This is a genomic window from Kribbella sp. VKM Ac-2566, assembly GCF_004366005.1.
Classification (GTDB): domain Bacteria; phylum Actinomycetota; class Actinomycetes; order Propionibacteriales; family Kribbellaceae; genus Kribbella; species Kribbella pratensis.
In genome coordinates this window covers 421,163-433,387 of record NZ_SODT01000012.1, presented here as the reverse complement: position 1 = coordinate 433,387, position 12,225 = coordinate 421,163, and the positions used below count along the sequence as shown (strand labels likewise).

The 12,225-nt window shown below is 69.0% G+C and carries 13 protein-coding genes; 6 read left to right on the top strand and 7 right to left on the bottom strand.

All coding sequences use genetic code 11. From position 1 onward, the window contains the following. Nucleotides 1–71: 71 nt before the first annotated feature. From EV647_RS29125 to EV647_RS29115, 3 genes are read right to left on the bottom strand one after another with little or no spacing between them, the layout of a single operon-like run. Entirely contained in the window at nt 72–476 is a 405-nt protein-coding gene (locus tag EV647_RS29125; RefSeq protein ID WP_134008487.1) for a RidA family protein, read from the bottom strand. A 15-nt stretch (nt 477–491) separates the two neighbouring features. Further along, the gene (locus EV647_RS29120) at nt 492–1,226 is read right to left on the bottom strand and encodes an IclR family transcriptional regulator (RefSeq protein ID WP_134008484.1); all 735 of its coding nucleotides are present in this window, start codon (nt 1,224–1,226) and stop codon (nt 492–494) included. Further along, the gene (locus EV647_RS29115) at nt 1,223–2,197 is read right to left on the bottom strand and encodes a sugar kinase (RefSeq protein WP_134008481.1); all 975 of its coding nucleotides are present in this window, start codon (nt 2,195–2,197) and stop codon (nt 1,223–1,225) included. Before EV647_RS29115 ends, EV647_RS29120 begins: the two co-directional genes overlap by 4 nt. Before the next feature lie 144 nt (nt 2,198–2,341). Here EV647_RS29115 and EV647_RS29110 point away from each other — a divergent pair, with 144 nt between their 5' ends. From EV647_RS29110 to EV647_RS29095, 4 genes are all read left to right on the top strand, one after another. Next, complete coding sequence (locus tag EV647_RS29110) at nt 2,342–3,646, top strand: amino acid deaminase (protein WP_134008478.1); 1,305 nt, start codon at nt 2,342–2,344, stop codon at nt 3,644–3,646. 1 nt (nt 3,647) lies between these two features. Continuing rightward, on the top strand, nt 3,648–5,252 hold the full coding sequence (locus tag EV647_RS29105) for an amidohydrolase family protein (protein WP_134008476.1): 1,605 nt from the start codon (nt 3,648–3,650) through the stop codon (nt 5,250–5,252). Continuing rightward, the gene (locus tag EV647_RS29100; protein WP_134008473.1) at nt 5,249–5,881 is read left to right on the top strand and encodes a bifunctional 4-hydroxy-2-oxoglutarate aldolase/2-dehydro-3-deoxy-phosphogluconate aldolase; all 633 of its coding nucleotides are present in this window, start codon (nt 5,249–5,251) and stop codon (nt 5,879–5,881) included. The genes EV647_RS29105 and EV647_RS29100 overlap by 4 nt, the downstream gene beginning before the upstream one ends. Nucleotides 5,882–5,944: 63 nt before the next feature. Next, a complete protein-coding gene (locus tag EV647_RS29095; protein ID WP_134008470.1) occupies nt 5,945–6,508 on the top strand; it encodes a hypothetical protein in 564 nt (187 codons plus the stop codon). Here EV647_RS29095 and EV647_RS29090 read toward each other — a convergent pair. The 3 genes from EV647_RS29090 to EV647_RS29080 are packed head-to-tail and all read right to left on the bottom strand — an operon-like array spanning nt 6,495 to nt 9,167. Next, complete coding sequence (locus EV647_RS29090) at nt 6,495–7,187, bottom strand: DUF4097 family beta strand repeat-containing protein (protein WP_134008468.1); 693 nt, start codon at nt 7,185–7,187, stop codon at nt 6,495–6,497. The two genes, EV647_RS29095 and EV647_RS29090, sit on opposite strands and share 14 nt — an antisense overlap. Beyond that, a complete protein-coding gene (locus tag EV647_RS29085) occupies nt 7,187–7,831 on the bottom strand; it encodes a response regulator transcription factor (protein ID WP_134008466.1) in 645 nt (214 codons plus the stop codon). The genes EV647_RS29090 and EV647_RS29085 overlap by 1 nt, the downstream gene beginning before the upstream one ends. A 58-nt stretch (nt 7,832–7,889) precedes the next feature. Next, nucleotides 7,890–9,167 (bottom strand): sensor histidine kinase, encoded by a 1,278-nt coding sequence (locus tag EV647_RS29080; RefSeq protein WP_134008463.1) that lies wholly within the window; start codon nt 9,165–9,167, stop codon nt 7,890–7,892. Nucleotides 9,168–9,333: 166 nt separating this feature from the next. Between EV647_RS29080 and EV647_RS29075 the strand changes: the two genes are divergently transcribed. Further along, nucleotides 9,334–9,888: a hypothetical protein gene (locus EV647_RS29075; protein WP_134008460.1), complete on the top strand. Its 555-nt coding sequence runs from the start codon at nt 9,334–9,336 to the stop codon at nt 9,886–9,888. Here the strand turns inward: EV647_RS29075 and EV647_RS29070 are convergent. Continuing rightward, nucleotides 9,843–10,961, bottom strand: a complete 1,119-nt coding sequence (locus EV647_RS29070; protein WP_134008457.1) for a hypothetical protein — start codon at nt 10,959–10,961, stop codon at nt 9,843–9,845. The two genes, EV647_RS29075 and EV647_RS29070, sit on opposite strands and share 46 nt — an antisense overlap. Nucleotides 10,962–11,187: 226 nt before the next feature. Here EV647_RS29070 and EV647_RS29065 point away from each other — a divergent pair, with 226 nt between their 5' ends. Continuing rightward, nucleotides 11,188–12,219, top strand: coding sequence for an alpha-hydroxy acid oxidase (locus tag EV647_RS29065; RefSeq protein WP_134008454.1), 1,032 nt, complete (start codon nt 11,188–11,190; stop codon nt 12,217–12,219). Nucleotides 12,220–12,225: the final 6 nt, after the last annotated feature.

Below are 12,225 nucleotides of genomic sequence, written 5' to 3'. Positions count from 1 at the left end.
GCGGCCCGGACCAGCAGGCCGTCAAAGACGAGCCACTGATCCGGGTGCCTGCTTCAGAACCGGCCCAGGAATTAGCTCAGGACAGCCAGCGCGTCGATCTCGACGAGCATGTCCGGCAGCGGCAGGCCGGTGAAGACGGTGGTCCGCGACGGCAGGACGCCGCTCGGCGTACGGGTCGACACGAACTCGGCGTACGCCTCGTTCATCGCGGCGAAGTCCTCTCGCTGGGTGAGGTAGACGCGCAGCATCACCACGTCGTCGATGCTCCCGCCGCCGGCCTTGAGGATCGCCTCGATGTTCTGCAGGACCCGCGTGGTCTGGCCCTTCACGTCACCCTTGAACACGAAGTCGCCGCTGGCCGGGTCGACCGAGCCCTGGCCGGACACCTGCAGGATGTTGCCCTTGCGGACGCCCTGCGAGAACACCGGCATCGGCGGCGGCGCGTCGGTGGTGGAGACTGCGGTCTTGTCGGACATCAGGTCTGACACCTCTCAGTTGTAGTCGGCACTGATCGCATTCGCGGTGGCGAGCAACTCAGGCAGCAGCTCGAGCACCTGGTCATAGTTCAGCAGTACGTCGGGCACCGACAACGACACGGCCCCGACAACGCGGCCGGTGCTGTCACTCAACGGCGCACCGATGCAGTTGATGAACGACTCGTGCTCTGCCTTGTCCTGAGCCCAGCCACGCTCTTTGGTCAGCTGCAGTTCGTCGCGCAACCGGTCCGCGTCAGTGATGGTGTTCGGCGTGTACACCTTGTAGTCCAGCGTGGCGAGCACCGCCTCCCGCTGCCGCTTCGGCTGCGCAGCCAGCAGCACCTTGCCAACCGCTGTGCAGTGCAGGGCCGCCGGTACGCCGACCTGCGAGTACATGCGCACCGAGCGCACACTGTCGAGCTTGTCGACGTAGATCACCTCACCGTTCTCCCAGGCCGCCAGGTGAACCGTCTGGCCGGTCTTCTGGTTCAGCTCACGCAGATGCGGTGCAGCAACCTGCCGTACGACGTGTTGCTCGCGCGCCACGTCCGCGAGCGCGAACAGCCGCGAACCCAGGCGGTAGCGGTGCGCCGAGTCACGCCGTACGAACCGCTCTGCCTCCATGGTGCGCAAGAGACGCAGCACTGTCGTCTTGTGCACACCCAGCTCGGTCGCGAGCTGGTCAAGCGACCGCTCCCCCTCGCCGAGGCTCTTGAGGATCTGCAACGCCCTGCCGAGGCTTTGACTCATGCCACACCGATCTTCGTAGCCGCCCACTCCTCGTCTGATGCTTTGAGGAGTCGCTCGCGCACCTCGACCGCAGGCGGTGGGGCGTGGTCTTCCGGAGCGGTCAGGACTGCTGCGGCGTTCAGGTGCCCCAAGCGGAGCCGCTGCGTCATCGGAAGGTCCTGCAGCGTCGCGGCCAGGAAGCCCGCGGCAAACGCATCACCTGCACCGACTGTCTCCACCACATCCACCGTGAGCGCTGGAACCTCAGTGCGACCGCCTGGCTCCAGCACCATCGCCCGATGCGCGTCATCCTTCACCACCAGCACAGGCGTTTGCAGACGCTCGTACAGCTCGTCCGGGTTCCCAGTCCCGGCAAAGACCTCCGCCTCGTCAGCACCGATCAGTACGATGTCGGCCGCCTTCAGCAACCGCCACAACGGCTCGGGGTCCCTGTCGCGCCACAGCGCCGGCCGCCAGTTCAGGTCGACGCTGAGCAGGAATTCACGCGGTTCGGTCGCCAGCCGCTCCAGCATCGCCGCGCTGGTCGTGGAGATCGCTGCAGTGATGCCGGTCGTGTGAACGAGCTTGGCCCGCTTGAGTCGCCCGCTGACCTCTGGCCGGTCCAGGAACTCGGGGTTCATAGCCGCTGCCGCCGAACCGGTCCGGTAGTAGTGCATCCGGGAGCGCCCGTCCTCCGACTCCTTCACGTAGAGCGCGGTCGGCCGGACCGGGTCCAGCTCGACGCCCCCGACGTCGACACCCCGCGCCTGCAGATCCCGCAGTACGTGCTGGCCGAAGCCGTCGTCCCCGAGCCGCGAGATCCACCCCGTCGGTACGCCGAGCGCCGCCAGCCCACCGGCCACGTTGCACTCCGCCCCGCCGACCGACCGCCTGAACGTCTCCACGTCTTTGAGGGGTCCCGGCCCGCCCGCCAGCATGATCATCGCCTCACCCAAGCAGATCGCGTCCGTCTCATGGAGCGGTTCGGGCATCGGCACTCCTTGGCGGCGGGGTGATGGGATAGGCGTGCGTTGGATAGACGTGCGTTGACGCGACTTCGGGCGCGATGCTACAACCGACGAGTCAGAATGCGCAATGAGCGTTGCGTATTCTGCAATCCCAACCCAGGGGGTCACATGCCTGCTTACGATGCCGACACCGTCGCCGCGCTCGCCGATCAGCAGGTGAGCTGGCAGGACAAGGCCCTGCCGCCCGCCTTCTGGGGCCGCACCGTCGCGGAGGTGCTGGCCGACCGGCCTCGGCTGTCCCAGCTTCCGACTCCGCTGATGACGCTGTCGGCCCCCGGCCTGCGACACAACGTCGACACCCTCGCCACCTGGTGCACCCGGCACGGCGTAGAGCTCGCACCGCACGGCAAGACCACGATGGCGCCTGCCCTCTGGGCGATGCAGCTGGATGCCGGCGCCTGGGCGATCACGCTGGCCAACGCGTTCCAGCTCGGAGTCGCCCGGGCGTACGGCGTACAGCGCGTCCTCATCGCCAACGCGGTGATCTCGCCCCTGCAGCTGCGCTGGATCGCCGACGAGCTCGCGGCCGACCCGACGTTCGAGGTGATGGTGTGGGCCGACTCGATCCGCACCGTCGAGCTGATGGAAGCGGCCCGCTCGGCGTACGTCGGCGCCGACGCGCGACCGCTCGACGTGATGGTCGAGGTCGGCGGCATCGGAGGCAGGACCGGCGCCCGGGATCTCGAGACCGCCCTCGCCGTGGGCTACGCGATCGCCGACGCGTCGACCCTGCGCCTCGTCGGCGTGGCCGGGTACGAGGGCGCGATCGGGCACGGCGTCGACGAGGCCAACCTCGAGGAGGTCCGCGCGTACCTGCGGGACCTGGCGGCCGTTCATCACCGGCTGCGGTCTTTGTACGACGAGGACGTCGTACCGGTGGTCAGCGCGGGCGGGAGCCAGTACTTCGAGCAGGTCGCGAAGGTGCTCGCCTCCGAGGCAGGCGAAGGCGCCCGGGTGGTACTGCGCTCCGGCGCGTACATCGCCCACGACGACGGCCTCTACCGTCGGGTGTCGCCGCTCGGCGAGCATCCGCGGACGGACGGCGAGCAGCTCCTGCCGGCAATGCACGGGTGGATGCGGATCACGTCGCAGCCCGAGCCGGGACTGGCGATCTTCGACGGCGGACGCCGCGACTTCCCGTTCGACCAGGACTATCCCGAGCCGCAGCTGATCCGGCCGCGGTCGGACGGGTCGCCGATCCTGCCGGCCACCGGGATGAAGGTGACGAACCTCAACGACCAGCACGGCTACCTGCAGTTCGGAGACGACCAGGACGTGGTGATCGGCGACGAGCTGCGGGTCGGCCTGTCACACCCCTGCACGGCCTTCGACAAATGGGGCCTGATCCCGGTCGTCGACGACCCGGACGCCGCAGATCCCGTGATCGTCGACCTGATCCGAACGTTCTTCTGACATGAGAGATGTCTTGATCACCGGGGCGCTGGTCGTCGACGGGTCCGGCGCACCGGGGTACCACGCGGACGTCGCGGTCGACGCCGGGCGGATTGTGGCTATCGGCAACGACCTCCCGGCCGCGCACCGGACGATCGACGCGGACGGGCTGGTGCTGTCGCCCGGTTTCATCGACATGCACTCGCACTCGGACCTGCAGATCCTGGTCAACCCTGACCACACCGCCAAGGTCAGCCAGGGCGTCACGCTCGAGGTCCTAGGTCAGGACGGCCTGTCCTTCGCCCCGATCGACGATCCGACGCGGGCCGTCGTACGCCGCCAGATCGCCGGCTGGAACGGGGAACCGGACGACTTCGACTTCTCCTGGTCGACGGTCGCCGGGTACCTCGACCGCCTCGACCAGGGGATCGCCTGCAACGCGGCGTATCTGGTCCCGCAGGGCACGCTCCGCCTGATGGTCGTTGGCACCTCCAACCGTCCCGCGACCGTTGACGAGCTCGCGCGGATGAAGCAACTGCTCGCCGACGGACTGCGCGACGGCGCGGTCGGGATGAGCAGCGGACTCACCTACACGCCCGGCATGTTCGCCGGCACCGACGAGCTGGTCGAGCTGTGCGAGGTCGTCGCGTCGTACGGCGGGTACTACGCGCCGCATCAGCGCTCGTACGGGAAGGGCGCCCTCGAGGCGTACGCCGAGATGGTCGACGTGGCCCGCCGCTCCGGGTGTGCGCTGCACCTGACCCACGCGGTGATGAACTTCGCCCCGAACGCCGGCCGAGGCTCCGAGCTGGTCGAGATGATCGACAAGGCGCTCGCGTCTGGGGTCGACGTCACCACCGACACCTATCCGTACCTGCCGGGCGCCACCACCCTGGCGGCGATCCTGCCGAGCTGGACGGCCGAGGGCGGACCGGACGCGCTGCTCGCCCGGCTCCGCGATCCGTCCGCGCGGGAGCGCATCACCTACGAGCTGGAGCAGGTCGGGTCCGACGGCTGCCACGGCTGTGTGGTGGAGTGGGACACGATCGAGATCGGCGGCGTGCGCAACCCGGCCCTGTCCGACGCGGTCGGCAACACCGTCGCAGCCCTTGCGGCGCGTACCGGTAAGCCGCCCTCGGAGGTCTTCTTCGAGATCCTGCTGGCCGACGACCTCGCGACCTCGATCCTGCAGCACGTCGGCCACGAGGAGAACGTGCGCGCCATCATGCGGCACCCGTCGCACACGGGCGGCTCGGACGGCATCCTGGTCGGCGGCAAACCGCACCCGCGGTCGTGGGGCACGTTCCCGCGGTACCTCGCCCGCTACGTCCGCGAGCTCGGCGTACTCGACCTCGCCGACTGCATCCACCACCTCACCGGCCGCCCCGCCCGTCGTCTCCGGCTCCCGGACCGCGGGCTGATCCGCGAGGGGTACGCCGCCGACCTGGTCCTCTTCGACCCCGCCACGGTGCAGGACACCGCTACGTTCCCCGAACCTCGCCGGCAAGCCACGGGCATCCCGTACGTCTTCGTCAACGGCATCCCCGTCATCGACGACTCGCAGCGAACGCCCACCCGCCCCGGCCGCGCCATTCGCCGTACCTCAGCTGAAAGGAACTTGTCGTGAACACCCTGGAGCTGCTCCGAGCCGATCGGGTTCTGACTGTCGTCCGCGCCCCGGAGATCTCGGACGCCCGCGACCTCTGTGCCGCGTTGGTTGCCGGCGGCATCCACGTCGTCGAGCTCACCTACACTACCCCGGATCTCCTCCGGCACTTGGAACGCGCGGCCTCCACCGCGGCCGAGACCGGCGCGGTCGTCGGCGCCGGCACCGTTCAGACCGGCGACCAGGCCACCCAGGCGATCAACGCCGGCGCCCAGTTCCTCGTCACCCCCGGCCAGGGCCCCGAGGCGGCTGCGATCGCCGAGGCCGCGCGGATCGCCGGGATCCCCGTCGTACTCGGCGCCTTCACCCCGTCCGAGGTGATGACCGCGATCGCCCTCGGCTCGGCCGCGGTGAAGATCTTCCCCGCCCACCAACTGGGCCCGAAGTACTTCAAGGACCTCAACGGCCCGTTCCCCGGCGTACCGCTGATCCCGTCCGGCGGCGTCAACGCCACCAACGCTCACGACTTCCTGGCCGCCGGCGCCCTGGCCGTCAGCGCAGGCACCGATGTCGTCTCCCCCGCCGACGTAGCGTCCGCCAATTGGCCCGCCATCACCACCAAGGCCAAGACGTTCTGCGCAGCGCTGTAGCTGCTTGTGGCATCAGTCTGCCACCTTCGTACAGCGAGCCGTGGGTCTGCCTAGGCTGAGCAGATGCCCGATACAGCACCACCTGAGGACGCCGCGTCGACGGACGCCCCGCGTACACGTCACCGCGCCCGTCTCGTCGTCGCCGGTAGCGTCGCGCTGGTGCTGCTACTGACCGCAGGCATCAGTACGTGGTTCCTGGTGATCAGGCCGCGTCAGCTGGTCGAGGTTCACGACGACAGCGGGCGCATCTCGGTCCGGGTGCCGCGAGCGTGGACCAAGGAGGTCGAGGGTCGGGCTCCGAAGCAATGGGCCGCTTACCTGTACCTCGGCACATGGGAGGACTCGCCTCTCAAGGTGGCCGTGTACAACGGGCCAGGCACCGTCGACGCCGGAGAACAGTGCGGCAAAGCCGCAGAGCCTCTGGACGGCAACACACCGGCCGCTCGGACCCGGATCTGGGCATACCCCGACTGTCCGGAGGGCCAGGTGAGCATGCTCATGCAGAAGACCTTCGAGAGCGGGGCCACCGGGATCGTGCAGGTCCGCGCCGACGACGAGCGAACCGCCCAACAGGTCCTCGACTCTGTCCAGGTCGACTGGGTCGGCGGACGGCCTACTGGACGGTGATGCTGCCGTAGCTGGTCCGTAGGTAGAGGCGGTTCGAGGAACTGGAGTCGTTCGGTACGTCGACCTGGGTGGACCCTTGGGCCGCGAGCGCATCGATCGCGTACGTCGCCGTACGCGGAAGCTGCACCATGAGAGAACCGTCGCTGGCCGTGGCGTTGACCTGATCCGGCGCGCTGTCGAAGAGCATGTCGATCGAGCCATGCACCGCGTCCACCGAAACCCGCGGGCTCCGCACGCGGGTCAGGGTGACCGAAGCATCGGTCGCTTCCACCGTCAATGGCGAAGCAACGCCGGTCGCAGTCATCGACGTACCGTCGGCCTTCGCGTGGACGGCGGCCGCACTTGGCACCTCCACGGTCAGCTCGACCTCGCAGTGCACGTCGGGACAGGTCGTCTCGACGTCCAGCACTCCGCCCACCGTCGACACTCTTACGGCGGGCTTCGCGACGGCATACGTCCCGTCGACCGTCACGTGCACCTGTCCGTCGGCGCTCGCCAGCAACTGCATCGCGACACCCGACACCACCTTCACCCCTTGCGGTCCGGGCTTGAACGAGGCCGAGTATTCGTACGGCAGCTTGCCCCGGATCAACGACACGGTCACCGCCCCGGCCGTGATCACCAGCACCAGCACCGGCACCAGACCGATGATCAGCATCCTCCGCTGCGCGGTCGTCATCACGTGTCCAGGTACTTGAGCACGGCGAGCACCCGCCGGTGCTCGCCGTCGGTCGGGGACAACCGGAGCTTCAGGAAGATGTTGCTGATGTGCTTCTCCACCGCGCCTTCACCGACGACGAGCGCCTGGGCGATCCCGGCGTTCGACTTTCCTTCCGCCATCGCCCGGAGAACGTCCTGTTCCCGCGGGCTCAGCACCGCGAGCGGATCCTCCTTCCGCGATCGCACCAGAAGTTGCGAGATCACCTCCGGATCCAGCGCCGCGCCACCGCCCGCGACCCGGCGCAGCCCCTCGATGAACTGATCCACATCCGCCACGCGGTCCTTGAGCAGGTATCCGACACCGCCCGGGTTCCCACCGATCAGTTCACTCGCGTAGCGCTCCTCGACGTACTGCGACAGCACCAGTACGCCGACCTCGGCGTACTGCTCGCGGATCACCAACGCCGCCCGCAGTCCCTCGTCGCTGAACGTCGGCGGCATCCGTACGTCGACCACACACACGTCCGGCCGATGCGACTCGACCGCCTTCAGCAGCGCGTCGCCGTCCCCGACTGCCGCGACCACCGCGCAGTCCTGCTCCTCCAGCAATCGCACGATGCCCTCACGCAGCAGCACCGAGTCCTCGGCGATCACCACCCGCATCCGCTCATTCTCCTCAACCGCCGCTCTTTCGGGCACCGTGTTTTCAGGCACCGTGTTTTCAACCACAGGGCACCTCCGCGATCAGCGTGGTCCCGCCACCCGGTGGACTGTCCACCGTGAGCCATCCGTCAACGCCCGCCACCCGATCGGTCAGCCCGCGCAGCCCGGTGCCCTTGGACGGATCGGCGCCACCTTGCCCGTCGTCCCGCACCTCGACCCGCAGTACGTCGCCCCTCCGCACCACCGATACCTTCACGTGCGCCGCCTCTGCATGTTTGGCCACGTTGGTCAGCGCCTCCGTCACGACGAAGTACGCGATCGACTCGATCGTCAGCGACGGCCGGGAATGTATGGCGAGCCTCAGGTGGACCGGAACCGGTGATCGGACCGCCACCGCCGACAGTGCCGCGTCCAGACCGCGATCGGTCAGCACCGGCGGGTGCAGTCCTCGAGTCAGGTCGCGGAGCTCGGCAATCGCCTGCATCGCCTCCGAATGCGCCTCCTCGATCAACGCGCGCACCGCGGGCTCCTTGCTTCCCAGGCGATTCTTGGCACGGCCGAGCGTCATCGCCAGTGACACGAGCCGCTGCTGGGCGCCGTCGTGCAGGTCGCGCTCCATCCGCCGCCGCTCGGCCTCGACGGAGTCGACCACCTGCTGCCGGCTCGTCACCAGCTGCGTGACGCGCTCCGCCAGGGCACCGCTCTCGGACCGGCCGAGCAACCGCCGCGCGAGCTCAGCGTCCAGCGCCGACGCCAGCCGCATCAGCCATGGCGACACCACAAGCAGGAACACGGCCGCGACGATCGCCACCATCGAAGCGGTCTTGACCGAGTCGATCACGAACGGCCCGAGCTGCGCCTGCGCGGCGGCGAACTGGTCGTAGTACAGCGGCAACGCGATCAGCACCGGCGGCACCGACCATGCAGCCGGGATGAGGCCCAGCCAAACGATTGCCAGCGGCAACAGCAGCAGGTAGTACAGGAACTGCTGCCACATCCCGCGGTCGGTCACCGCGAGGCGCGCGTCGGCGACCCGTGATCCGCCCGGCGGTGGTGGGATCAACGGCGGGATGACCTGCCCGCGAGTGATCCGTGCCCGCGCTCGTTCCCATCCGGCCACCCGGTACACGAACCGGTTCGCGCCGGCGCTCAGCGGAATCCCGACGTACCCGAGGGGCCAAGCCAGCAAGGCGACCAGAACCGCGGCCAGCACCACCAGTCCGGAGGTGAGCACCACGATCGCGTCGCCCAGGATGTGGATGGTTGCCAACCACAAGTACGGCGAGCGCCAGAGTCGCCAGGGCGTCCGGGGAACCGGATTCGCAGCAACCGTCATCCGGACCACCTCCCCGTGTCAGCGCCTGCTTGCCGTCACAACTTACGTCGTCGGCCCAGGCGGGCGGCATGAGGACAACCCACGGACCCGGCCGGGGGTTATCCCTACCCCTGTTCGTGGGCTGGCCGGACTGTGCTGAGCGCCCGCCGCCGGAATCCTCGAAGGCATGACGACGACAGCGATCAACGGCGATCTCAGCCGGGCAATCGACGGGAAACTCGGCGACGCGATCGACGACCGCGTGGCGGACGCGCTCGACGACTACATCACCGAGGGGCGGCTGGACGGCAGGATCCGCGCCCGCCGCTCACCCGGAGGACTGGCCGCGCTGGTCGCCGCCGGGGTCGCGGCAGTGCTGCTTCCTTGGTGCCTGATTCTCGCGGCCACGCTGCCGAGCACCTATCAGGCGGGCCACTGGAAGCTCACCTGGATCGGCCTCGACTGCGGCACCGCGATCGCCGCCGGTCTCACGGCGTACCTGCTGCACACACGCAACAGATACGCCGCTCTGACCGCGATGGCCGCCGGGACGCTACTCACGGCCGACGCCTGGTTCGACGTGAGTACGGCGGCGGCCGGGTTCGACCGCACCCTCTCGGTGACCGAGGCGCTCCTGCTGGAGCTGCCGCTCGCGGTCTGCGCCTTCGTGGTCGCCGCCCGCGAGCTCCGACGGGTCTATCCGATGAGCTCGAGCACAGGACCCTCATGCAGCGCGCGGTAGACCTTGTCGCGCAAGGCATTCGCCTCCGCGTCGGTGAGCGTGCGGTCCACCGGCCGCAGGACCAGCCTGACCAGGAGGTTCCGTTGACCGGGAGTCATCTGGAGATGCTCACGGGCCTTCGTCGGCAAGTCGTCGTACGACGTTTCGCCCAGCACCTCCAGCGACTCCGCGGCATCGGCGTCCGGGCCGAGCGCGGCACGCACCTTGTCACCGAGAACCTCCGCCGACACGTCCGCCGACTCGTCGACAACGACGGACAGGTCACGACGGACCGGCGGCATCGACGAGACCGCCTTGTACGGCGCGAGATCCAGCATCTGACCCGCCACCCGCGGATCCGTCGAGCGGAGCAGGCGGATGTCACGGATCCCCTTGCGGAGCATCATCAGCCGATCCAGGCCAGGGCCCATCGCGAGACCGGTCCAGCTGTCGTCGAGGCCGGCCATGCGAAGCACGTGCGGCGCTGCGACCCCGCATTCACCGATCTCTATCCACTGATCGTCCAGCAGGACATCGATCTGCCGGCCGTGGATCGTGTACGGGTGGACGGCCGGCACGGTGCGATAGGTCTGGCCGGGCAGGACGGTGTCGACCAGACGGGCGATCATGTCCTCCAGCTCCGGTTCGCCGAGCGTCACGTTGCGGCTGACCCGCCACAGATCGAGCTGATGCGGCGTACCGGTGTGCTGCCAGTCGACCGAGTCCCGGCGGTAACAGATGCCCGCGCAGATCATCAGCACATCGGACGACTCCGATCCGGCGAGCTCACGGAGCGCGGGCGGAATCATCGCCGACGTGTGACTTCGCAGCACCTCGGTCTCGGACACGTAGCGCGTGTAGCGGGCCTCCCGGGTCACCGCGTCGGCGGCGTACCCGAGGTTGTCGTAATTGTCGGCCATCGGTACGACGGGATGGTCGCGACGGGTCCAGATCTCGGTGTACGGCCACGCGGCGCCGAGCGCCGCACGGATCGAATCGACGACGAGCTGGACGGCGTGCGGGCCCTGGGCCGGGTCGGTGAGATCGCGCAGCGCGAGGGCAGAGTGCAGTTCTTCAACAGTGAGGACAGGCATGAGTTTCTCTCCAGGATGACGGTCTCGACGGGGGTCCACCCCGGTCGGCCGCGGTCACCTCAGGAGAGAGCGCAGCAGCAGCTCACCCCGTCGGCACCGTCGTGCCGGCCGGGGCGCAGAAATCGCTGCCCGTACTGCGTCATGTCGTCCACTGTACCGTCCGGCCACCACCCTGCGCCGCGAAATTCGGTCCGCTGCGGAACCACCGGGTGCGACGATGGGCCGCATGCGATGGATCGACACCCTGGAAGACGCGGCCGCCGAGAAGCTGCCGGAGGCCGTGCATCGCTACTTCCGGCAGGGCTCGGCCGGTGGGGTCAGCGTCGCCGAGGCGACCTCGGCGTGGTCGGCGTACCGGTTCCGTCCGCACGTGCTGAACGACGTGTCCACCGTCGACCTGGGTACGACGGTGCTCGGCACACCCGTCGACGCGCCCATCCTGGTCGCCCCGTCGACGATGCAGCGGATGGCCGACCCGGACGGCGAGCTCGCGATGGCGCGCGGCGTCGGGGCGGCGAAGTCGGTCGTCGGTGTCTCCAGCAACGCCGGTACGTCGTTCGCCGACCTCGGGGCGACCGGCGTTCCGTGGTGGCTGCAGATCTACATCGTGCGGAACCGCGAGATCACCGTCCGAATGCTCGATGCCGCCGTCGAGGCCGGGGCGCGGGCGGTCGTGCTGACTGTCGACACACCCGTGGTCGGCCGGAAGGAAGACGATGGCGAGACGGTCTGGGACGTGGCGCACCCCGGACAGTTCCTGGCCAACCTGCCCGTCGGCGAGTGGACCGACGACGACCTCGCGAAGGCCGACGACCTGACCCCCGACGTGATCGGCTGGCTCGCCGAACGCACCGGCCTGCCCGTGGTGGTGAAGGGCGTCCTCCGCGGCGACGACGCCAAGCGCTGCGCGGACGCGGGCGCCGCCGGCATCATCGTCTCGAACCACGGCGGCCGTCAGCTCGACGGCTCGATCGCTACGGCGCAGGCGCTGCCCGAGGTTGCCGAAGCCGTCGCGGGAAGCAACCTCGAGGTGTACGTCGACGGCGGCATCCGCCGTGGCGAGCATGTCCTCGCGGCCCTGGCCCTCGGCGCCAGGGCTGTGTTCGTCGGCCGTCCCGCGCTGTGGGCCCTGACCGTCGGCTCGTCCGACGGCGTCACCCGGCTGCTGACCGACCTCGGCACCGAACTCGACCACACCCTGCGGCTGGTCGGCGTCTCCACGCCGTCGTCGCTGACACCGGACCTCGTCGCGCACTGACCACCT